Origin of the sequence: Bradyrhizobium sp. WSM2793, from assembly GCF_000379585.1 — a bacterium.
Taxonomy (GTDB): Bacteria; Pseudomonadota; Alphaproteobacteria; order Rhizobiales; family Xanthobacteraceae; genus Bradyrhizobium.
In genome coordinates this window covers 37,674-60,252 of sequence record NZ_KB902782.1, presented here as the reverse complement: position 1 = coordinate 60,252, position 22,579 = coordinate 37,674, and the positions used below count along the sequence as shown (strand labels likewise).

At 64.6% G+C, this 22,579-nt stretch carries 19 protein-coding genes; 11 read left to right on the top strand and 8 right to left on the bottom strand.

What is annotated here, in order from left to right:
• Positions 1–14 precede the first annotated feature (14 nt).
• Positions 15–683 (bottom strand): heme exporter protein CcmB, encoded by a 669-nt coding sequence (ccmB, locus tag A3AS_RS0117580; RefSeq protein WP_018318886.1) that lies wholly within the window; start codon positions 681–683, stop codon positions 15–17.
• Between the two features lie 301 nt (positions 684–984).
• Positions 985–1,587, bottom strand: a complete 603-nt coding sequence (gene ccmA / locus A3AS_RS0117575) for a heme ABC exporter ATP-binding protein CcmA (RefSeq protein ID WP_026202088.1) — start codon at positions 1,585–1,587, stop codon at positions 985–987.
• 238 nt (positions 1,588–1,825) lie between these two features.
• Here ccmA and acnA point away from each other — a divergent pair, with 238 nt between their 5' ends.
• The 3 genes from acnA (at position 1,826) to A3AS_RS0117560 (ending at position 6,541) form a co-directional block, all read left to right on the top strand.
• Positions 1,826–4,546 carry an aconitate hydratase AcnA gene (gene acnA, locus A3AS_RS0117570; RefSeq protein ID WP_018318884.1) on the top strand — a complete coding sequence of 907 codons (2,721 nt, stop codon included), beginning with the start codon at positions 1,826–1,828 and terminating at the stop codon, positions 4,544–4,546.
• Between the two features lie 234 nt (positions 4,547–4,780).
• Complete coding sequence (locus A3AS_RS0117565) at positions 4,781–5,557, top strand: thioredoxin family protein (RefSeq protein WP_018318883.1); 777 nt, start codon at positions 4,781–4,783, stop codon at positions 5,555–5,557.
• A 615-nt stretch (positions 5,558–6,172) separates the two neighbouring features.
• On the top strand, positions 6,173–6,541 hold the full coding sequence (locus A3AS_RS0117560; protein ID WP_018318882.1) for a DUF2794 domain-containing protein: 369 nt from the start codon (positions 6,173–6,175) through the stop codon (positions 6,539–6,541).
• 209 nt (positions 6,542–6,750) lie between these two features.
• Here the strand turns inward: A3AS_RS0117560 and A3AS_RS0117555 are convergent, their stop codons facing one another.
• The 4 genes from A3AS_RS0117555 to A3AS_RS0117540 form a co-directional block, all read right to left on the bottom strand.
• The gene (locus A3AS_RS0117555) at positions 6,751–7,281 is read right to left on the bottom strand and encodes a GNAT family N-acetyltransferase (protein WP_018318881.1); all 531 of its coding nucleotides are present in this window, start codon (positions 7,279–7,281) and stop codon (positions 6,751–6,753) included.
• A 328-nt stretch (positions 7,282–7,609) separates the two neighbouring features.
• The gene (locus A3AS_RS0117550) at positions 7,610–8,401 is read right to left on the bottom strand and encodes a Bax inhibitor-1/YccA family protein (protein WP_018318880.1); all 792 of its coding nucleotides are present in this window, start codon (positions 8,399–8,401) and stop codon (positions 7,610–7,612) included.
• A gap of 281 nt (positions 8,402–8,682) precedes the next feature.
• Positions 8,683–11,253 carry an ABC transporter permease gene (locus A3AS_RS0117545; protein ID WP_018318879.1) on the bottom strand — a complete coding sequence of 857 codons (2,571 nt, stop codon included), beginning with the start codon at positions 11,251–11,253 and terminating at the stop codon, positions 8,683–8,685.
• Positions 11,250–11,969, bottom strand: coding sequence for an ABC transporter ATP-binding protein (locus tag A3AS_RS0117540; protein WP_018318878.1), 720 nt, complete (start codon positions 11,967–11,969; stop codon positions 11,250–11,252). The genes A3AS_RS0117545 and A3AS_RS0117540 overlap by 4 nt, the downstream gene beginning before the upstream one ends.
• Positions 11,970–12,024: 55 nt before the next feature.
• Here A3AS_RS0117540 and A3AS_RS0117535 point away from each other — a divergent pair, with 55 nt between their 5' ends.
• Complete coding sequence (locus tag A3AS_RS0117535; RefSeq protein ID WP_026202087.1) at positions 12,025–12,669, top strand: arylesterase; 645 nt, start codon at positions 12,025–12,027, stop codon at positions 12,667–12,669.
• A 174-nt stretch (positions 12,670–12,843) separates the two neighbouring features.
• Positions 12,844–13,380 (top strand): RNA 2',3'-cyclic phosphodiesterase, encoded by a 537-nt coding sequence (gene thpR, locus A3AS_RS0117530; protein WP_026202086.1) that lies wholly within the window; start codon positions 12,844–12,846, stop codon positions 13,378–13,380.
• Positions 13,381–13,399: 19 nt separating this feature from the next.
• On the opposite strand, the gene A3AS_RS0117525 is transcribed toward thpR, so the two are convergent.
• On the bottom strand, positions 13,400–13,804 hold the full coding sequence (locus A3AS_RS0117525) for a type II toxin-antitoxin system VapC family toxin (protein ID WP_018318875.1): 405 nt from the start codon (positions 13,802–13,804) through the stop codon (positions 13,400–13,402).
• A complete protein-coding gene (locus A3AS_RS0117520; RefSeq protein ID WP_018318874.1) occupies positions 13,804–14,058 on the bottom strand; it encodes a type II toxin-antitoxin system VapB family antitoxin in 255 nt (84 codons plus the stop codon). Before A3AS_RS0117520 ends, A3AS_RS0117525 begins: the two co-directional genes overlap by 1 nt.
• Positions 14,059–14,219: 161 nt before the next feature.
• On the opposite strand from A3AS_RS0117520, the gene zapE reads away from it, so the two are divergent.
• From zapE to A3AS_RS0117490, 6 genes are all read left to right on the top strand, one after another.
• Positions 14,220–15,404 (top strand): cell division protein ZapE, encoded by a 1,185-nt coding sequence (gene zapE, locus A3AS_RS0117515; protein ID WP_018318873.1) that lies wholly within the window; start codon positions 14,220–14,222, stop codon positions 15,402–15,404.
• A 249-nt stretch (positions 15,405–15,653) separates the two neighbouring features.
• Positions 15,654–16,622 carry a malate dehydrogenase gene (mdh, locus tag A3AS_RS0117510; protein WP_008145224.1) on the top strand — a complete coding sequence of 323 codons (969 nt, stop codon included), beginning with the start codon at positions 15,654–15,656 and terminating at the stop codon, positions 16,620–16,622.
• Positions 16,623–16,830: 208 nt separating this feature from the next.
• Positions 16,831–18,027 carry an ADP-forming succinate--CoA ligase subunit beta gene (sucC, locus tag A3AS_RS0117505; RefSeq protein ID WP_018318872.1) on the top strand — a complete coding sequence of 399 codons (1,197 nt, stop codon included), beginning with the start codon at positions 16,831–16,833 and terminating at the stop codon, positions 18,025–18,027.
• Between the two features lie 4 nt (positions 18,028–18,031).
• Positions 18,032–18,511, top strand: coding sequence for a DUF1579 family protein (locus A3AS_RS0117500; RefSeq protein ID WP_018318871.1), 480 nt, complete (start codon positions 18,032–18,034; stop codon positions 18,509–18,511).
• A gap of 36 nt (positions 18,512–18,547) precedes the next feature.
• A complete protein-coding gene (sucD, locus tag A3AS_RS0117495) occupies positions 18,548–19,432 on the top strand; it encodes a succinate--CoA ligase subunit alpha (protein ID WP_018318870.1) in 885 nt (294 codons plus the stop codon).
• Positions 19,433–19,569: 137 nt separating this feature from the next.
• Positions 19,570–22,539, top strand: coding sequence for a 2-oxoglutarate dehydrogenase E1 component (locus A3AS_RS0117490; RefSeq protein ID WP_018318869.1), 2,970 nt, complete (start codon positions 19,570–19,572; stop codon positions 22,537–22,539).
• Positions 22,540–22,579 lie beyond the last annotated feature (40 nt).

Below are 22,579 nucleotides of genomic sequence, written 5' to 3'. Positions count from 1 at the left end.
CAGTCGCGCGCATCTCAATCGAGCCCGTGCCGCAGGCTCGCTGCGGCTGCGAAGGGGCCGATCACGAGGCTGACCAGGGACAGCGCGCACAGGATCGAGAATGGTGCGCCGAACGTCATCGGGCCAACGATCACGGCCTGCGAGGCCGCCACCCCGAAGATCAGCACGGGAATCGACAGCGGCAGCACCAGCACCGCCATCAGCAGCCCGCCGCGGTGCAGCGTCACCGCCAGCGCCGCACCGATCATGCCGGTAAACGTCAGCGCCGGGGTGCCGGCCAGCAGCGTCAGCGCCACCGCGCCGGTCGCGACCATGTCGAGGTTGAGCAAGAGGCCGAGCACGGGGGTTGCGACAATCAGCGGCAGGCCGGCGGCCAGCCAATGCGCCAGCGCCTTGGCGGCGCAGGCGAGTTCCAGCGGCGTCCGGCTCATCGTGATCAGGTCGAGCGAGCCGTCCTCGTGGTCGGCCATGAACAGCCGGTCGAGGGTGAGCAGGCTCGCCAGCAGCGCGCCGAGCCAGAGGATGGCCGGCCCCAGCCGCGACAGCAGCGCCAAATCCGGCCCCACCGCGAACGGCATCAGCACCACCACGGTCAAGAAGAACAGCACGCCAATCAGCGCCCCGCCCCCAACGCGGAGCGCGATCCTGATGTCCCGGCGGACGAGGGCTGAGAGGGCGGTCATGGGGTGCCTCCCGCGGCGGAGTCGCTTGGTTTGATGGCATCGAGCCGCAGGCGCAGTGCGCTCCCTCCCCCCCTGTGGGGGAGGGCGGGGGAGAGGGGTAGCCCGGGGAGAGATGCTCGGTGGAAACGGATCGCCAGCAACAGAGCGCCCGCCTCTTGAAGGCCAGAACCGAGACGTCTTGCCGTGTGGCACCCCCCTCCCTGCCCGCGAGAGCGAGATTCGCTCGCCTCGGACCACACAAGCGAGGAGGGAACGGAGAGAGCGGGGCCCAGCCGCTCGGAAAGCTGAGGGTCGTGTCGCCTCACGCCACACCCCCGATCCGCAGCTGTCGCGACTCGATCCCCAATGGTGCATGGGTTGCCGCGACGATCAGGCCGCCGCGCGAAAGATGCTCGCGCATCAGGCCGCCGAACATGTCCTGTCCCGTCACGTCCAGCGCATTGGTCGGCTCATCCAGCAGCCAGATCGGGCGGCGCACGGTCAAAAGGCGCGCCAGCGACAGCCGGCGGCGCTGGCCGGCGGACAAAAAGCCGGCGGGCAGGTGGGTGGCATGCTCGAGCCCCACCGTGGCGAGGCTCTCGGCGAAGTCAGAACGCTCCCCCCCAAGGAAATCGGCCCAGAAAGTCAGGTTTTCCGCCACGCTGAGCGCCGGCTTCAGGGCATCGCGATGGCCGAGATAGTGGCACTGCTCGGGCAGCGTCAGCTCGGCATCGCCGCCCTCCAGCGCGATCTTACCGCCTGCCGGAACGAGCAGACCCGCGATCAGCCGCAGCAGCGAGGTCTTGCCCGACCCGTTGCGGCCGACGACCGCGACCGCTTCGCCTGCGACAGCCTCGAAATCGAGTCCGGCAAACACCTCGCGGCCGCCGCGCACGCAAACGACCCCGCGCCCGGACAGCTGCATCTTGCCTTGGTCCACCCCGCTCAAGCCGGGCCTCAGGAAAACTTGGGGTAGCGCATGGGAATTTTTGGCTCGCGAATGCTGCGGTACGATTGTGGCTGTGGCGGCGCGGTTAGAAAGCTTCTATAAGCCCGGAACTACTTGATGCAGCAACTCAACCTGCCCCTGCAAGCGGCCCAGCCTGATACGCTAACGGTGTTAAAATACCCTGCCGGGTATAACTAACAATTGGGATTCCTACATGACCTCGCTCGACAGCTTCAAATGCAAAAAGACCCTCAAGGTCGGCGCCAAGACCTATGTCTATTACAGCCTGCCCACGGCCGAGAAGAATGGTCTGAAGGGAATCTCGAAACTTCCCTATTCGATGAAGGTCCTGCTCGAGAACCTCCTGCGCAACGAGGACGGCCGCTCGGTCAAGAAAGAGGACATCGTCGCGGTCTCGAAATGGCTGCGCAAGAAGTCGCTGGAGCATGAGATCGCCTTCCGCCCGGCGCGCGTGCTGATGCAGGACTTCACCGGCGTGCCCGCGGTGGTCGACCTCGCCGCGATGCGCAACGCGATGCAGAAGCTTGGCGGTGACGCCGAGAAGATCAATCCGCTGGTGCCGGTCGATCTCGTCATCGACCATTCCGTGATCGTGAACTTCTTCGGCGACAACAAGGCCTTCGGCAAGAACGTCACCGAAGAGTACAAGCAGAACCAGGAGCGCTACGAGTTCCTGAAATGGGGCCAGAAGGCGTTCTCGAACTTCTCGGTCGTGCCGCCCGGCACCGGCATCTGCCACCAGGTCAATCTCGAATATCTCTCCCAGACGGTTTGGACCAAGAAGGAGAAGATGACGGTCGGCAAGAAGACCGGCACCTTCGAGGTCGCCTATCCCGATTCGCTGGTCGGCACCGACTCCCACACCACCATGGTCAACGGTCTCGCCGTGCTCGGCTGGGGCGTCGGCGGCATCGAGGCGGAAGCCTGCATGCTCGGCCAGCCGCTGTCGATGCTGCTGCCCAACGTCGTCGGCTTCAAGCTGAAGGGCGCGATGAAGGAAGGCGTCACCGCGACCGACCTCGTGCTCACCGTGACGCAGATGCTGCGCAAGCTCGGCGTTGTCGGCAAGTTCGTCGAGTTCTTCGGCCCCGGCCTCGACAATCTCTCGGTTGCCGACAAGGCGACCATCGCCAACATGGCGCCCGAATATGGCGCGACCTGCGGCTTCTTCCCGGTTGACGCCGCCGCGATCGACTATCTCAAGACCTCCGGCCGTGCGGCGCCGCGCGTCGCGCTGGTGCAGGCCTATGCCAAGGCGCAGGGGCTGTTCCGCACCGCCAAGTCGGCCGATCCGGTGTTCACGGAGACGCTGACGCTCGATCTCGCCGACGTCGTGCCGTCGATGGCCGGTCCGAAGCGTCCCGAAGGCCGCATCGCGCTGCCGTCGGTCGCCGAAGGCTTCTCGCTCGCTCTCGGCACCGAGTACAAGAAGGCAGAGGAGCCCAGCAAGCGCTTCGCCGTCGAAGGCAAGGACTTCGAGATCGGCCATGGCGACGTCGTGATCGCCGCCATCACCTCCTGCACCAACACCTCGAACCCGAGCGTGCTGATCGGCGCCGGCCTGCTGGCCCGTAACGCCGCCGCGAAGGGCCTGAAAGCAAAACCGTGGGTGAAGACCTCGCTCGCGCCGGGCAGCCAGGTCGTCGCCGGCTATCTCGCCGATTCCGGTCTGCAGAAGGATCTCGACAAGGTCGGCTTCAACCTGGTCGGCTTCGGCTGCACCACCTGCATTGGCAATTCCGGTCCGCTGCCCGAGGAGATCTCGAAGTCGATCAACGACAACGGCATCGTCGCCGCGGCCGTGCTCTCGGGTAACCGCAACTTCGAAGGCCGCGTCTCGCCCGACGTGCAGGCGAACTATCTGGCCTCGCCGCCGCTGGTGGTCGCGCATGCGCTCGCGGGCAGCGTCACCAAGAACCTCGCCGTCGAGCCGCTCGGCGAGGGCAAGGACGGCAAGCCGGTGTACCTCAAGGACATCTGGCCGACGACCAAGGAGATCAATGCCTTCATGAAGAAGTTCGTGACCGCGTCGATCTTCAAGAAGAAGTATGCCGACGTGTTCAAGGGCGACACCAACTGGCGCAAGATCAAGACCGTCGAGAGCGAGACCTATCGCTGGAACATGTCTTCGACCTATGTGCAGAACCCGCCTTATTTCGACGGCATGAAGAAGGAGCCGGAGCCGGTCACCGACATCGTCGAGGCCCGCATCCTCGCCATGTTCGGCGACAAGATAACCACCGACCACATCTCGCCGGCCGGTTCGATCAAGCTTACCTCTCCGGCTGGAAAATATCTCAGCGAGCACCAGGTGCGTCCCGCCGACTTCAACCAGTACGGCACGCGCCGCGGCAATCATGAAGTGATGATGCGCGGCACCTTCGCCAACATCCGCATCAAGAACTTCATGTTGAAGGGCGCGGATGGAAATATCCCCGAGGGCGGCCTGACCAAGCACTGGCCCGACGGCGAGCAGATGTCGATCTACGACGCCGCGATGAAGTACCAGCAGGAGCAGGTGCCGCTGGTGGTGTTCGCCGGCGCCGAATACGGCAACGGCTCCTCGCGCGACTGGGCCGCCAAGGGCACGCGCCTGCTCGGCGTGCGCGCCGTGATCTGCCAGAGCTTCGAGCGCATCCATCGCTCCAACCTGGTCGGCATGGGCGTGCTGCCGCTGACCTTCGAGGAGGGCACCTCCTGGTCGTCGCTCGGCCTGAAGGGCGACGAGAAGGTCACGCTGCGTGGCCTCGTCGGCGATCTCAAGCCGCGCCAGAAGCTGACCGCGGAGATCGTCTCCGGCGACGGTTCGCTGCAGCGCGTTTCGCTGCTCTGCCGCATCGATACGCTGGACGAGCTCGACTACTACCGGAACGGCGGTATCCTGCACTACGTGCTGCGCAAGCTCGCGGCCTAAGCGCGAATTTGTGAACGGTGGCTCACCGCGACGTGAGTAGAAGGTTAAACGAAGGCGGCCTATCACAAGGCCGCCTTCGTGCGTTTGCGGCATGCTCCAGATGGGCCCGCCCGGCGGAAAACCTCCTTTCGGACGGTTGGCCTGGACGGTCGAGTGTGTCGCGCCCCGTAAGACTACGGTGACCATCCGGCGATAAGTTTTCCTTCCCACGAGCAATGGTGTGCGGCGTTCGACATGACAACAATGACGGCTTCTCATCTGGTTTCACGTTGGTCCGGTGCTCTCTGGTCGGGAGCTCTCGGCATCTGTGCGATTGTCGCCGTCATCCGTCCTGCCGAAGCCGATCCCCGCGCCGTTGTCGAATTGTTTACCTCGCAGGGCTGCTCCTCCTGCCCGCCCGCCGACCAGATCATCGGCGATCTCTCCAAAGACCCGTCGATCATCGCGCTGAGCATGCCGATCGACTATTGGGACTATCTGGGTTGGAAGGACACGCTGGCGGATTCACGCTTCTCTGCACGGCAGCGTGCTTACTCGCGCATGCGCGGCGACCGCGAGGTCTACACGCCGCAGGTTGTGGTCAACGGCTCCACCCATGTCATCGGCAGCGATCGTGCCGGCATCGAGAGCGCGATCGGCAAGACCGACAAGGGCACGGGCGTGATGAGCGTGCCGGTGACGATGTCGCTCGCGGGCAAGCAGATCAACGTATCGGTGGCGGCGAGCAACGAGCCGGCCGTCTCGCAAGGCGAGGTCTGGATCTGTTCGATCGCCAAGTCAGTCCCGATCGCAATCACCCGCGGCGAGAATCGCGGACAGCAGGTCACCTATCACAACGTGGTGCGCAACCTGCTCAAGGTCGGTGACTGGACCGGGCGTTCGGAAAGCTGGACGGTGCCGATCGAGAACCTCACGCGCGACGGCGTCGACGGCGCGGTGGTCTATGTCCAGGACGGCAGCCGCGAGAAGCCCGGCACGATGCTGGGTGCGGCCTACACGTCGCTGCACTGATTTCAATTCTCTAGCGTCGTACTCACTGCCCACCCTCATGGTGAGGAGCGCGCTCTTGCGCGCGTCTACCGGACGATGTTTCGCATCGCCGTGAGAACCATGCCGGCCCCGCTCATGCGGTTGGGCCTCGATCCTTCGAGACGCCACGCGAAGGGAGCGCGGCTCCTCAGGATGAGGGGAGAGACTGTTGGCGCTGATGAGAGGAGAATTTCGCCGGGGCAGAAACATCCCGACACAAACAAAAAAGGACCAACTTGCGTTGGCCCTCCTTGTCGCGCGTACAGACCCGATCCTGTTCGACCCCGGGGGGCTGGGGGCTGAGGAATCCGGAACCGAAAGGACCGGGTCAACGCACGGGAGTCTTTTCGCAATGCAGGGCGGCAGTCGCTAGGCGGAAAAGCGGCGAGAGTATGATTCCTGCTAACGATCCCGTGACGGTTTGCCGCGAGGGAGTTCCACCATAGCGTGTGCCCCGATTCGTAACCGATTCGACCGGTTGAATCAGGAGCCCCTTGCGGCGGTGGCCGGTTGGCGCAATCATGCAGCTGTCATGATCCAGGTTCCGGGGACGGTCTTCGCGGATTCGGGTCATGCCGTGCGATGAGGAAGCGCTCCATGAGTCTGTCGGAGGATGCCGATCCGAGCGAGCAGCGCGCGGCGGCCCGCCCCGCCGCGGCGGCGACGCAACTGAGCCGGGTGACGTTCAACCGGCTCGAGCTGCATCGTATTCTCAATCTCTACGGCCGCATGGTCGCCGACGGCGAATGGCGCGATTATGCCATCGACTTCCTGAGGGATCGCGCCGTGTTCTCTGTCTATCGCCGTGCCTCGGAAGTGCCGATCTATCGCATCGAGAAGGATCCGCGGCTGGCGCGCAAGCAGGGCATGTACAGCGTGATCTCGGCGACCGGCCTGATCCTGCGCCGCGGCCACGAGCTGGAGCGCGTGCTGCTGGTGATCGATCGGAAGCTGGCGGTGGTGTAGCCACATTGACGGTGCCGTAGGGTGGGCAAAGGCGCATTGCGCCGTGCCCACGTCCTTTCTCTATCGCCGCAAGCCGTGGGCACGCTTGCGCTTTGCCCACCCTACGACAGCAGTGATGTGGCGAATTCTTCGTAGCCCGGATGAGCGCAGCGACATCCGGGTTTTGTCTCGCGGTGGTCCCGGGTATCGCTTTGCCCACCCTACGAGATCTACTTTGTCGGCACCGTCTTCGCGCCCTCGCCGAGGTCGCGCTGCATCATCACCGTATCAAGCCAGCGGCCGAATTTCAGCCCGACATTGGGATGCGTGCCGATCATCTTGAAGCCGCCCTTGGTGTGCACGCCGATCGAGCCGGCATTGGCGGAATCGCCGATCACCGCGATCATCTGGCGGAAGCCGCGCGCCTCGCATTCGGCGACCAGCCGCTCCAGCAGCTTTGATCCGACACCGCGGCGGTGGAAGGAGGGATCGAGATAGATCGAGTTCTCGACCGTGAAGCGGTAAGCCGGGCGCGGGCGGTAGGCGCCGGCATAGGCATAGCCGGCCACGCGGCCGTCGAGGATAGCGACGAAATAGGGATAGCCGCCGTCGACCAGCGCGCGATAACGGCGCGTCATCTCCACGAGGTCGGGCGGCTCCAGCTCGAATGTCGCGGTGCCCTCGCGGACAGCCTGCTGGTAGATGGCGGTGATGGCGGGAAGGTCGGCCTCGGTTGTAGGTCTGATTTCAGGTGCGGACATGGCGGCAAGATTAGAGCCTTCCCGCTTCCGCTGAAAGGGGCAACGGTGTTGCCCCACCCGTCATTGCGAACGCATCGAAGCAATCCAGAAATGCATCCGCGGAGGGACTCTGGATTGCTTCGCTGCGCCCGCAATGACGAGGAGGAAAGGCGGCACTCGTGGCCTTGTCGCCCGGATGGAGGGAAGCGTAATCCGGGGCCGCCTTATCCGCGGAAAGGACTGTCCCGGATTGCCTGCGCTCCATCCGGGCTACAAGCGCCACCCCACCCCCCAAACAAAAACCCCGGCCTTTCGGCCGGGGTTCGTATCCGTTCTCTCGTCGTTGCGCTTAGTCGCGCTGACCGAGGAGCTGCAGCAGCAGCGTGAACAGGTTGATGAAGTTCAGGTACAGCGACAGCGCGCCGGTGATGGCCGCACGCTCTGCGATGTCACCGCCGGCCGAAGCGTAGCCGTAGATGTAGTCGTTCTTCAGCCGCTGGGTATCCCAGGCGGTGAGGCCCGCGAACACCAGCACGCCGACCACCGACACGATGAACTGCAGCATCGAGCTCGCCAGGAACAGGTTCACCAGGCTCGCGATGATGATGCCGATCAGGCCCATGAACAGGAACGAGCCCATGCCGGTCAGGTCACGCTTGGTGGTGTAGCCGTAGAGGCTCAGCGCACCGAAGGTGGCCGCAGTGATGAAGAACACCCGCACGATCGAGGTGTGCGTGAACACCAGGAAGATCGACGACAGCGAGATGCCCATCAGCGCCGCGAACACCCAGAACAGGATCTGGGCGGTCGAGGGAGCGAGACGGTTGATGCCCGCCGAGATCACGAACACCATGGCGAGCGGCGCGAGCATGAACAGCCATTTCAGCGGGCTGACGAACATCGCGTAGCCGAACGGGGTCAGGAACAGCTTGCCGACGCGGACGGATTCCGCCGTCGGAACGTCGGTCACGGCAGCCATGTAGACACCGAGCGCGGCAAGGCCGGTGATGGCGAGGCCAATGCTCATGTAGTTGTAGATGCGCAGCATATAGGCGCGCAGGCCAGCATCGACCGTCGCGGCGTCAACACGCCCGGCGGCCCTGCCGAAAGGAGAAGCGTAGTTACGGTCTAGGTCCGACATGGTCGAATTCCCGTTGGTTGGTCCGGTCCGGCACGAGGGTCGCCATGCCGCCGGTTCGTCAAACTCTATCTCGGATACCGACGCCAACCGACTAAATTTTGGCTAACAATCGGGGCTCCGAACCCATTCGATATGTGGGAAACTAACACATTAGCTGCAACCTTCCACGCGCGGCTGAATGTCGCCCTTGGCGGCAATCCTGACGCGAACCTGACGGGCAGTCGTGGTTAATCGCAGAAATCGTGCGATTCTGCTCTCGCGCAGCCATCCGCTACATTTTGTCACAAATTCCGCAACACCGTGGCGGGCTTTTTGTTCAACGCCAGCAGCGTGCCCGCGAGCCCGAGTCCGACCGTGACGACGAGCGCGGCCGCGACCACGCCGGCCGCGCTGCCGGCCTGCCAGACGAAGCTCAGCGTCATCAGCCGCGTCACGATCATCCAGGCCGCGATGCTGCCGGAGATCACCCCGAACACCGCGGTCGCGAGCCCGATCAGGAGGTATTCCAGCGCATAGGCCCCGAGCAGCCGCAGCCGCGTCGCGCCCAGCGTCTTCAGGATCACCGCATCGTAGACCCGGTGGCGATGGCCGGCGGCGAGCGCGCCGCCGAGCACCAGGATCGCCGAGATCAGGGTCACGGCGCTGGCGCCGCGGATCGCCAGCGCCAGATTGGTCACGACAGAGCCGACCGTCTCCATCACCTCGCGCACGCGCACGCTCGTCACCATCGGATAGGCGTCGGCGACCTGCTTGATGATCTTGCCGTCGCCTGCCGCAGTTCCGGCCGTTTCCGTCAGCGTCGCGATGTGGGTGTGGGGGGCGCCCTTGAAGGCGTTCGGCGAGAATACGAGAACGAAGTTGATGCCCATCCCCTGCCAGTCGATGGTGCGCAGATTGCCGATTTTGGCCGGGATGTCGCGGCCGAGCACGTTGACCACGACCTCGTCGCCGAGCTTGAGGCCGAGCCCGTCGGCGATCTTCTTCTCCATCGAGACCAGCGGCGGGCCGGAATAATCGGCGCTCCACCATTCGCCCTCGACCACCTTGGAGCCTTTCGGCAGCTCGCCGGTATAGGTCAGGCCGCGGTCGCTCTGCAGCACCCACTCGGAATCGGTGGTCGGCTTGAGCTCCTCGGCGCGCACGCCGCGCGCGGCGACGATGCGCCCGCGCAGCATCGGCACGTCTTCGACCGTCGCGCCCGGCGCAATTCGGCGCAGATAACCGTCAAACTGCTCGGCCTGCGTGCTCGGGATGTCGATGAAGAAGAAGGACGGCGCGCGGTCCGGCAGGGCTGCCAGGAACTGCCGGCGCAGATTGCCGTCGATCTGGGTGATGGTGACGAGCACGGCGAGCCCGAGCCCCAGCGACAGCACCACCGAGGGCGTCAGCGCGCCCGGCCGGTGGATGTTGGCGATCGCCAGCCGCAGCATCGGCAGCCGCGTCCGCGGCAGCCGCCGCGCGATGGCCATCAGCAGGGCGGCGATGCCGCGCAGCAGGGCGAACACGACGACCGAGGAGGCCACGAACACCGCCGCGATGCGTTTGTCGAACGACAGTCCGATCACGACCGCGATCAGCAGCGCGATCACGACGCCCATGAACACGAGATAGCTCGCGCGCGGCCGATGCCATTCCGAGCTGATGGTGTCGCGGAACAGCGCGGCCACCGGCACGTCGTGGACGCGCCCGAGCGGCCACAGGCCGAAGGCGAGCGCGGTCAGGAGGCCATAAATGAAGGACAGCGCGAGCTCGTCGGCATGCACGGCCGGCACCACCGGCAGCGGCAGCAGCTTGCCGAACAGGCCGACGATCGCAAACGGCATGGCGGCACCGAGCGCAAGGCCGATGATCGAGCCGATGCCTGCGAGCAGGAGAACCTGCGCCAGATAGATGCCGAACACGTCGCGGCCGGTGGCGCCGACGGCCTTGAGGGCCGCGATCACTTCGAGCCGGCGGTCGATATGGCTCTTCACGGCATTGGCGACGCCGACACCGCCGACCAGCAGCGCGGCGAGGCCGACCAGCGTCAGGAATTGCGTGAATCGGTTGATGTTGCGTTCGAGCTGCGGCGAGGCGTTGGAGCGGCTGCGGATCTCCCAGCCGGCCTGCGGCGCGGCGCCCCGCGCGTCCGCGATGAAGGCTTCGGTGGCGCGCTCGTTATTCGCCGTATCAGGCAGCTTCACCCGGTAGACCCAGCGCACCAGGCTGCCGGGCTGGATCAGGCCGGTGGCGCGCAGGCCGGCTTCGCTGATCAGGAAGCGCGGTCCGAAGCCGATGCCGCCGGCGAGCTTGTCGGGTTCGGCTTCGACGGTTGAGCGGATCTGGAAGGTCGCAGAGCCAATGGTGACGCGGTCGCCGGTCTTGAGCGAGAGCCGCGCCAGCAGCGTCGGATCGGCGGCGGCGCCGAACGCTCCGTCGCGCTCTGCGAGCAGATCGGACATCGGCAGCTGTGGCGCCAGCGTCAGCTGTCCCAGCATCGGATAGGTGTCGTCCACCGCCTTCATCTCGACCAGTGCGAGCTGGCCATCGGCCGCGCGCGCCATGCCGCGCAAGGTCGCGGCGGTCGAGACCGTGCCGCGTGAGCGCAGGAAGGCGACCTCTTCAGGTTTGGCTTCGCGCTGGAACAGCACGAAGGAGACGTCGCCGCCGAGCAGCGTGCGGCCCTCGCGGGCCAAGCCGTCGGAGAGGCTCGCCGACACCGAGCCGACGCCGGCGATCGCCATCACGCCGAGCGCGATGCAGGCGATGAAGACGTAGAAACCGCGCAGGCCGCCGCGCAATTCGCGCAGCGCGTAACGCAGCGACAGCGCGATGCCGTTCGGCTTTGCGAACGGTTGGGCCGAGGCGCTCATGCCGGCGCAGACTGCGTGTCGATGCGGCCCGAGCGCAGGCGGATCACGCGGTCGCAGCGATGCGCGAGCGAGGAATCGTGCGTGACCAGCACCAGGGTCATGCCGCGCTCGGCGTGCTTGCTGAACAGGAGATCGACGATCTGCTTTCCGGTGGCCTCGTCGAGATTGCCGGTCGGCTCGTCGGCGACCAGGATGGCGGGATCGGGCGCCAGCGCGCGGGCGAGTGCGACGCGCTGCTGCTCGCCGCCGGAGAGCTGGGTCGGATAGTGATGCAGGCGGTCGCCGAGCCCGACCGATTGCAGCTCCTGCGCCGCGCGCGTTGCGGCATCGGGATTGCCGGCGAGCTCCAGCGGCACCGCGACGTTCTCCAGCGCCGTCATGGTCGGGATCAGATGAAAGGACTGGAAGACGATGCCGACCTGGCGGCCGCGGAAGCGGGCCAGCGCGTCCTCGTCGAGGGCATTGAAAGGCGTGCCCGATACCACCACCTCTCCACTATCAGGACGCTCCAGCCCCGCCATCACCATCAGCAGCGTGGATTTGCCCGAGCCTGACGGGCCGATCAGGCCGATCGTCTCGCCCGAGGCGACCCGCAGGCTGATATCCTTGAGGATGTGAACGCGTGCCGCGCCCGTGCCCAATGAGAGATTGACGTTGGAGATGGCGATGGTGTCCGCGGCAGCGGTGAGCGACGAGGGTTCGATGCGAGTGTCCATGGTCCGGTCATATGGCAACTCCGATGGCGCGGTCGAGAGGCGTTACGGATTGTTCATGCACATAGCCGTGTTGATGCTCGGTTTGATGACGATCGCGACAACGCCGTCGTTGCAGGCCCAGCCGGCGGCCAAACCGATCAAGCTGGTCGTCCTCGGCGATTCCCTGAGTGCGGGCCTCGGCCTCTCGGCCCAGGATTCGTTCCCGGCCAAGCTCAAAAAATCCTTGCAGGACAAAGGTATAGAGGTCGACATGACCAACGCCGGCGTGTCCGGCGACACCTCTTCGGGCGGCCGTGACCGGCTCGACTGGTCGGTCCCCGACGGAACCGACGGCGTCATCGTCGAGCTCGGCGCCAACGACGCCCTGCGCGGCGTCGATCCCGATTTGACGCGCGCCGCGCTCACCGACATCGTCCAGCGGCTGAAGGCGCGCAAGATTGCGGTGATGCTGTGCGGCATGCTGGCGCCACCGAATTACGGCGCCGACTATGCCGCGCGCTTCAATTCGATTTATCCGGATCTGGCGAAGAAATTCGACGTGCCGCTCTATCCGTTCTTTCTCGAGGGCGTTGCGGCCGACGCCAAGCTCAACCAGGCCGACGGCATTCATCCGACTGCGGCCGGCGTCGACATCATCGTCGGCAACATCATGCCCACCGTGGAGGCATTCCTTGGCACCATCGCTGAGCAACGGCGTTGAAAAGCGGGCAGCGCCAACCGTCATACCCAGGGTTTTACCGGGGTGAGGCGCGCGATGCTTCGCAGAGTCACACAACTGCGATAGGAATCAGGGTACCGGTGATTCGTCACCGGCTCTAAAATTTGGATATGGTCTGTCCCTCGGATCATGCCCAAGCATCGGGAGTGCGAAACGATGCCGCGTTTGTTCACTGGTCTGGAAATCCCGGCCGAAGTCAGCCAGACGCTTTCCAATTTGCGGGGTGGCCTTCCCGGCGCCCGCTGGATCGATCCCGAAAATTATCACGTCACCCTGCGCTTCATCGGCGATATCGACGGCCTGTCCGCCAACGAGATCGCATCGATGCTGTTTCGCGTCGACCGCAAGCCCTTCGAGGTGAAGGTGCAGGGGCTGACGAGTTTTGGCGGCCGCAAGCCGAGAGCGGTCGTTGCGACGATCGCACCGAGCAGGCCGCTGATGGAATTGCAGGCCGAGCTCGAGCGCATGATGCAGCGGATCGGTCTCAACCCTGAAGGCCGCAAGTTCATCCCGCATGTCACGCTCGCCCGGCTGCACGATGCCTCCGATCGCGACGTCGCCGACTATCTCTCGCTGCGTGGCTACTTCCCGAGCAAGGCGTTCATGGCGGAGCGGTTTGTGCTGTTCTCGTCGCGCGCCTCCACTGGCGGCGGGCCGTATGTGGTCGAGGACGCCTACGAGCTGTGTGAGTAGGCTCCCAAACTCGGCGGCGTTACCGCAGCGGCGCAGCGCCTGCTCGACTGATATCGGTCTTTGCGAAGTCTTCGCCTTTGAAAAGCAAAGGTTCGCCGCGAGTCATAGCCAGCGCGTAAGAGAGGCAATCGCGGTAGTTGAGCGACGCGGCGTGACGCCCCTTGCCGTAGCGCCGCCAGGCGCGCCGTGCGGCATCGACTTGCACGGCATCGACCGCGACGATCTCTGCACCGAGCTTGACGAGCCAGAGATCGAACTCACGCCCGCCTGAATCGCCCAGCCGGGTTTCGATCACCATCGTTGCTTCAAGCACCGTGGCTGCAGAGATCAGGCGGATCGGATCATCCACAATCAGTCGCTCAATATCGGCTGCATCGTCTTCGTTGAGCGCGATTGCCACGATCGCCGATGTGTCGATCACCATCAGCGTGGCAATCCATGCTCGTCGTATCCGAGAATTTCCTCAGGCGTGCGGTCGTCCACGACGCGCATTTCGCTCCAGCGACGCCTGATCTCGGCCATGTCTTCCAGTAGCGCGTCTTTGCGCGTTTGACCCCCGAGCCGACGCAGCCGCTCCTCTATGGCGCGCTTGGTCGCGGTCGTGATGTTCTCGCCAGTCAGTTGCGCGAGACTCCGTGCCAACCGCTCGGTTTCGGGGTCCTTGATGCTCAGGGCCATATGAGGATCCTTAGTTCCTAAATAGGTATATTCTACCTAAATGGGGCGTAATAGGCTAGGACGGCGTCCAGGGTCGGCGATCTCCTCTGAAAATCAAGCGCATAAGCCCGTTGCGCCAATACGCGGTTGCAATTTCCGCCGGTCTCTGGCGGTAAAGGGCCATGCTCTCGACCCCCAGTTCCCCCTTCAGCGAAGCCTATCAGGCCCAGATCGCCTCCGGCGCGATCGAGCCCGATGCTGCGCAAGCCGAGGTCGCCGAAGCCTATGCCGCGCTCGACCTGCGGCTCGCGGACTACAAGCCGCAGCGCAAGCAGGGCCTGCTTGCCCGCCTGTTCAGCAGTGACAAGGACGAGGCGCCGCGCGGGCTCTACATCCATGGCGAGGTCGGCCGCGGCAAGACCATGCTGATGGATTTGTTCTTCCAGCACGCCTCGGTCGAGCACAAGCGGCGGGCGCATTTCCACGAATTCATGGCCGACGTGCATGAGCGCATCTACGATTATCGCCAGAGCATCGCGCGCGGTGAGATCGCCGACAGCGACGTCATCGCGCTGACCGCGAACGCGATCTTCGAGGAGAGCTGGCTGCTCTGCTTCGACGAATTCCACGTCACCGACATCGCGGATGCGATGATCCTCGGACGCCTGTTCGCCAAATTGTTCGAGCTCGGCACCGTCGTGGTCGCGACCTCCAACGTCGCGCCTGATGATCTCTACAAGGGCGGCTTGAACCGGTCGCTGTTCCTGCCCTTCATCAAGCAGATCACCGACCACATGGACGTCGCGCGGCTCGATGCGCGCACCGACTTCCGGTTGGAAAAACTTCAGGGCGTGCCGATGTGGCTGACGCCGGCGGACGCTGATGCGGACGCGGCGCTCGACCGCGCCTGGTCGCGGATGTCGGGCAGCGCCAAATGCAAGTCGCGCGATATTTCGATCAAGGGCCGCATCCTGCACGTGCCGTGCTCGGCCCATGGCGTGGCGCGGTTCTCGTTTGCCGATCTCTGCGAGAAGCCGCTGGGCGCATCCGACTACCTCAGGCTGGCGCACGACTATCACACCATCCTGGTCGACCATATTCCAGTGATGGACCAGTCCCAGCGCAACGCCGCCAAGCGCTTCATCACGCTGATCGACGCGCTCTATGACAATGCCGTGAAGCTGATGGCCTCGGCCGATGCCAACCCGATCTCGCTCTACCTGGCCCATGAGGGCGTTGAGGCCATGGAGTTCAAGCGGACGGCGTCGCGCCTGATCGAGATGAGCTCGGAATCCTATCTGGCGCTGGCTCACGGCCGCAAGGATTCCACCGCAAGCGGCTCCACCAAGGGGCTGGTGGAGACTTAAGTCCTATTTGCCAGCGCTGTCATTCCGGGGCGCGCACCAGCGCGGACCCGGAATCTCGCGCTACAATTTCGAGATTCCGGGTTCGCCCGCGCAATGGCGCGGGTGCCCCGGAATGACGGCTTTTAGGTCTGCGGGTTGGAATCGCGCCAAGCCCGACAATTGGGCATCCGGCGACTTGAACGGGGGAGGCGAAAGGGATAACCACCCTCTCAGTTTTCCCCACCTTACGTGTCTAAAGGACAGGCTCACATGGCGCGCGACAAGATTGCTTTGATTGGCTCCGGTCAGATCGGCGGAACGCTGGCTCATCTCATCGGCCTGAAAGAGCTGGGCGACGTGGTGATGTTCGACATCGCCGAGGGCGTGCCGCAGGGCAAGGCGCTCGACATCGCGCAGTCCTCGCCGGTCGACGGTTTTGACGCCCACTACACCGGCGCGAACTCCTACGAGGCGCTCGACAACGCCAAGGTCTGCATCGTCACTGCCGGCGTGCCGCGCAAGCCCGGCATGAGCCGCGACGATCTTCTCTCCATCAACCTCAAGGTCATGGAGCAGGTCGGCGCTGGCATCAAGAAGTACGCCCCCGACGCCTTCGTCATCTGCATCACCAACCCGCTCGACGCGATGGTCTGGGCGCTGCAGAAGGCTTCGGGCCTGCCGCACAAGAAGGTCGTCGGCATGGCCGGCGTGCTGGATTCGGCCCGCTTCCGCTACTTCCTGGCCGACGAGTTCAACGTCTCGGTCGAGGACGTCACCGCCTTCGTGCTCGGTGGCCATGGCGACACCATGGTGCCGCTGGTGAAGTACTCCACCGTCGCCGGCATTCCGCTGCCCGACCTCGTCAAGATGGGCTGGACCTCGCAGGCGCGTCTCGACGAGATCGTCGACCGCACCCGCAACGGCGGCGCCGAGATCGTCAACCTGCTCAAGACCGGCTCGGCCTTCTATGCGCCTGCCGCGTCCGCGATCGCGATGGCCGAGAGCTATCTGCGTGACAAGAAGCGCGTGCTGCCCTCGGCTGCGTACCTGAACGGCGAATACGGCGTGAAGGACATGTATGTCGGCGTGCCCGTCGTGATCGGCTCCAAGGGCGTCGAGCGCGTCGTCGAGATCGAGCTCGCCGGCAAGGACCGCGAGGCCTTCGACAAGTCGGTCGGCGCGGTGCAGGGCCTGGTCGATGCCTGCAAGAAGATCGCCCCCGATCTTCTCGGCCGCTAAGAGCCAAACACTTCCCGCCGAAGTCCGAAAACCGGTCTTCGGCGGTTTCATATCCGGGGCCCGGTTGTCGGGACAGGTTCCGGGTCAGCAGTCCAGAGATCTCGAAGTCAAAGAATCCGGGTTGCAGTTCCTGTGGTATATGGTATGCCAGCCACAAGACTGAGGTGGGCCCTAGAGGTCACCGCCCGCGGGTTCAGGGAGCGACCATATGAATATCCATGAATATCAGGCCAAAGCGCTGCTGGGTGAGTTCGGCGTGCCGATCTCCAAGGGCGTGCCGGTCCTCAAGGCCACTGACGCGGAAGCCGCCGCCAAGGCGCTGCCCGGTCCGGTCTATGTGGTGAAGAGCCAGATCCACGCCGGTGGCCGCGGCAAGGGCAAGTTCAAGGAAGCCTCGGCCGGCGACAAGGGCGGCGTCCGCATCGCCAAGTCGGCCGCCGAGGTCGCCGAGTTCGCCAAGCAGATGCTCGGCGCCACGCTGGTGACGATCCAGACCGGTCCCGCCGGCAAGCAGGTCAACCGCCTCTACATCGAGGACGGCTCCGACATCGACAAGGAATTCTACCTCTCGATCCTGGTCGACCGCGAGACCTCGCGCGTCTCCTTCGTCGTCTCGACCGAGGGTGGCGTCAACATCGAGGACGTCGCGCACAACAATCCTGAGAAGATCGTGACCTTCTCGGTCGATCCCGCCACCGGCGTCATGGGCCATCACGGCCGCACGGTTGCGAATGCGCTGAAGCTCTCCGGCGATCTCGCCAAGCAGGCCGAGAAGCTCACCGCGCAGCTCTACGCGGCCTTCGTCGCCAAGGACATGTCGATGCTGGAGATCAACCCGCTGGTCGTGACCAAGCAGGGCCAGCTCCGCGTGCTCGACGCCAAGGTGTCGTTCGACGACAATGCGCTGTTCCGTCATCCCGAGGTGCTCGCGCTGCGCGACGAGACCGAGGAAGACGCCAAGGAAATCGAGGCGTCCAAGTACGACCTCAACTACGTCACGCTCGACGGCAACATCGGCTGCATGGTCAACGGCGCCGGTCTCGCCATGGCGACGATGGACATCATCAAGCTCTACGGCATGTCGCCGGCGAACTTCCTCGACGTCGGCGGCAGCGCCAGCAAGGAGAAGGTCGCGGCCGCCTTCAAGATCATCACCGCCGATCCCAACGTGAAGGGCATTCTGGTCAACATCTTCGGCGGCATCATGAAGTGCGACGTGATCGCCGAGGGCGTAACGGCTGCGGTTCGTGAAGTCGGCCTCAGCGTGCCGCTGGTGGTCCGCCTCGAAGGCACCAATGTCGAGCTCGGCAAGAAGATCATCCGAGAGTCCGGCCTGAACGTGGTGCCGGCCGACAATCTCGACGACGCCGCGCAGAAGATCGTGAAGGCCGTCAAGGGAGGCTAAGGCCATGGCCCAGGACCATCTCGCCGCATCATCTCCGCTTCCCGAGCACGCGCGTCTTGCCGCGTTCGCCGGCGAATGGAATGGCGAAGAGGTGGTCTTCCCGTCGCGCTGGACGGCGGGCGGCCCGGCAACTTCGCACGTCGTCGCGCGCATGGACCTGAATGGATTCTATCTGATCCAGGACGCGGTGCAGATGCGCGACGGCAAGCAGATCTTCGCCACCCACGGCATCTTCACCTACGACCGCGACGACCGGACCTACAAACTGTTCTGGTACGACTCGCTCGGCTATACGCCGCCTTCGCCCGCTTCCGGCGGGTGGGTCGGCAATACCCTGACGCTGGTGCGCGGCTCGCTCCGCGGCAATGCGCGCCACGTCTACGAAATTATCAACGAGGATTCCTACTCGTTGAAGATCCAGTTCTCGCCGGACGCGGAAGGCTGGGCCGACGTGCTCACTGGCGTCTACCGCCGCATCCACTGACCCTCTCACTCTGTTAGTTTCGCGAAAGCAGACCTCATGTCCATCCTGATCGACAAGAACACCAAGGTCATCTGCCAGGGCTTCACCGGCAAGAACGGCACCTTCCACTCGGAGGCCGCGATTGCCTACGGCACCAAGATGGTCGGCGGCACCTCGCCGGGCAAAGGCGGCGCGACGCATCTGGGCCTGCCGGTGTTCGACACCGTGCGCGATGCGCGTGAGAAGACCGGCGCCGATGCATCGGTGATCTACGTGCCGCCGCCGGGCGCGGCCGATGCGATCTGCGAAGCCATCGACGCCGAGATCCCGCTGATCGTCTGCATCACCGAGGGCATTCCGGTTGTCGACATGGTCCGCGTGAAGCGTTCGCTGGCCGGCTCCAAGTCGCGCCTGATCGGGCCGAACTGCCCGGGCGTCATGACCGCCGGCGAGTGCAAGATCGGCATCATGCCCGCCAACATCTTCAAGACCGGCTCGGTCGGCATCGTCTCCCGCTCGGGCACGCTGACCTATGAAGCCGTGTTCCAGACCTCCCAGGAAGGCCTCGGCCAGACCACCGCGGTCGGCATCGGCGGCGACCCGGTCAAGGGAACCGAGTTCATCGACGTCCTCGAAATGCTCCTGGCCGACCCCAAGACCGAGTCGATCATCATGATCGGCGAGATCGGCGGTTCCGCAGAGGAGGACGCCGCCCAGTTCCTCAAGGACGAGGCCAAGCGCGGCCGCAAGAAGCCGATGGTCGGCTTCATCGCCGGCGTCACCGCCCCTCCCGGCCGCCGCATGGGCCATGCCGGCGCGATCATCTCGGGCGGCAAGGGCGACGCCGGTTCCAAGACCGAGGCGATGAAATCGGCAGGGATTACAGTGTCCCCGTCGCCCGCCCGCCTCGGCCATACGCTTGCCGAAAAGTTGAAGGGCTAATTCACTTCTTCGTGCTTTTCCGGGCGAAGTTTCGCAGCAAATAGGGTAAAGGGTGCCTGTCGCGCCGAGCCTCTGCCGGGGAGCTCGGTGCCAGCGCCGTTTACTATGCGCGAACCGAAATCGCCAGGAACTCCAGTATGTCTCGCCAGGACGCGAACGCAGCCTTTGCCCTGTCATCCTTTTTGCAGGGCACCAACGCCACCTACATCGACGAAATCTACGCCCGCTACGAGAAGGACCCGTCCTCGGTCGACGCCGAGTGGCAGGAGTTCTTCAAGAGCCTGAACGACCAGCCTTCCGACGTCCGGAAGAATGCCGAAGGGCCGTCCTGGGAGCGCGACAACTGGCCGCTGACCCCGCAGGATGACCTCACCTCCGCCCTCGACGGCAACTGGGCCGAAGTCGAGAAGGCGGTCGGTGCCAAGATCGCCGCCAAGGCGCAGGCCAAGGGGGGTGACAAGGGCGCCGGTCTCTCCTCCGCCGATCTGCTCCAGGCGACGCGCGACTCCGTCCGCGCCCTGATGCTGATCCGCTCCTACCGCATGCGCGGTCACTTCCATGCCAAGCTCGATCCGCTCGGCATCGAAGCCCAGCGCAACCGCGAAGAGCTCGATCCGCGTACCTACGGCTTCAGCGAAGCCGATTTCGACCGCAAGATCTTCCTCGATCACGTGCTCGGCCTCGAATACGGCAGCTTGCGCGAGATCACCGCGATCTGCGAGCGCACCTATTGCCAGACGCTCGGCGTCGAGTTCATGCACATCAGCAATGCCGCGCAGAAGGCCTGGATCCAGGAGCGCATCGAGGGTCCGGACAAGGAGATCTCGTTCACCCGCGAAGGTCGCCGCGCCATCCTGATGAAGCTGGTCGAGGCCGAGGGCTTCGAAAAATTCTGCGACACCAAGTTTACCGGCACCAAGCGCTTCGGTCTCGACGGCGCCGAATCGCTGATCCCGGCGCTCGAGCAGATCATCAAGCGCGGTGGCAATCTCGGCGTGAAGGAGATCGTGCTGGGCATGCCGCATCGCGGCCGCCTCAACGTGCTGACGCAGGTGATGGGCAAGGCGCACCGCGCCCTGTTCCACGAATTCAAGGGTGGCTCGGCCAACCCCGACGCGGTCGAAGGCTCCGGCGACGTCAAATATCACCTCGGCGCGTCCTCGGACCGCGAGTTCGACGGCAACCGCATCCATCTGTCGCTGACCGCCAACCCCTCGCATCTCGAGATCGTCGATCCCGTCGTGCTCGGCAAGGTCCGCGCCAAGCAGGACCAGCACGGCGATCCGCCCGACATGCGCATCTCGGTGATGCCGCTCTTGATGCACGGCGACGCCGCGTTCGCCGGCCAGGGCGTGGTGGCCGAGTGCTTCGGCCTGTCCGACCTGAAGGGCTACCGCACCGGCGGTTCCGTGCACTTCATCGTCAACAACCAGATCGGCTTCACCACCTATCCGCGTTACTCGCGCTCCTCGCCCTATCCGTCGGATGTGGCGAAGATGATCGACGCGCCGATCTTCCACGTGAACGGCGACGATCCGGAAGCCGTGGTGTTCGCGGCCAAGGTCGCGATCGAATTCCGGCAGAAATTCCACAAGCCCGTCGTCATCGACATGTGGTGCTATCGCCGCTATGGCCACAATGAGGGCGACGAGCCGGCATTCACTCAGCCGGTGATGTACAAGCGGATCGCGGCCCATGCCTCGACCCTCACCCTCTACTCCAAGCGCCTGATTGCCGAAGGCGTGGTCACCGAGGGTGAAGTCGACAAGCTGAAGGCCGACTGGCGCGCGCGGCTCGACGCCGAGTTCGAGGCCGGCACCTCCTACAAGCCGAACAAGGCCGACTGGCTTGACGGCAAGTGGTCCGGCTTCAAGATCGCCGATCAGGAAGAGGATGCGCGGCGCGGCGTCACCGGCGTTGATCTGCCTGTTCTCAAGGACATCGGCCGCAAGATCACCAAGGTGCCGGATGGTTTCCGCGTCCACCGCACCATCCAGCGCTTCCTGGAAAATCGCGCCAAGGCGATCGACGGCAACGCGGGCATCGACTGGGCGACCGGCGAGGCGCTGGCGTTCTGTACGCTGCTCCAGGAAAACCACCACGTCCGCCTGTCCGGACAGGATTCGGAGCGCGGCACCTTCTCGCAGCGCCACTCGGTCCTGATCGACCAGGAGGATGAGAGCCGCTACACGCCGTTCAACCATCTCGGCCACGAGCAGGGCCATTACGAGGTCATCAACTCGCTGCTGTCGGAAGAAGCCGTGCTCGGCTTCGAATACGGCTACTCGCTCGCCGAGCCGAACACGCTGACCCTCTGGGAAGCCCAGTTCGGCGACTTCGCCAACGGCGCGCAGGTCGTGTTCGACCAGTTCATCTCCTCGGGCGAGCGCAAATGGCTGCGCATGTCCGGCCTCGTCTGCCTGCTGCCGCACGGCTATGAGGGTCAGGGACCGGAGCACTCCTCGGCGCGCCTCGAGCGTTACCTGCAGATGTGCGCCGAAGACAACATGCAGGTGGTCTATCCGACCACGCCGGCGAACTACTTCCACGTGCTGCGTCGCCAGCTTCATCGCGAGATCCGCAAGCCGCTGATCGTGATGACGCCCAAGTCGCTGCTGCGTCACAAGCGGGCAGTGTCGCGCATCGAGGAACTGGCGAAGGACACTACCTTCCACCGCATCCTCTATGATGACGCCCAGATGCTGCCGAACGAAGCCATCAAGCTCGTGCCGGACGAGAAGGTCCGCCGCATCGTGCTGTGCTCCGGCAAGGTCTATTACGACCTCTACGAGGAGCGCGAGAAGCGCGGCATCGACGACATCTATCTGATGCGCGTCGAGCAGCTCTATCCGGTGCCGCTGAAGGCGCTGGTGGCCGAGCTGTCGCGCTTCAAGAAGGCCGAAGTGGTGTGGTGCCAGGAAGAGCCCCGCAACATGGGTGCCTGGCACTTCATCGAGCCCTATCTGGAATGGGTGCTGAACCAGGTGAACGGCGCGAGCCGGCGTCCGCGTTATGTCGGCCGCGCCGCTTCCGCCGCGACCGCTACTGGTCTGATGTCCAAGCATCAGGCACAGCTGAAGGCGTTCCTGGACGAAGCACTGAGCTGAACTTTTTAAACTGCGTCATGCCCCGCCTCGTGCGCAACCA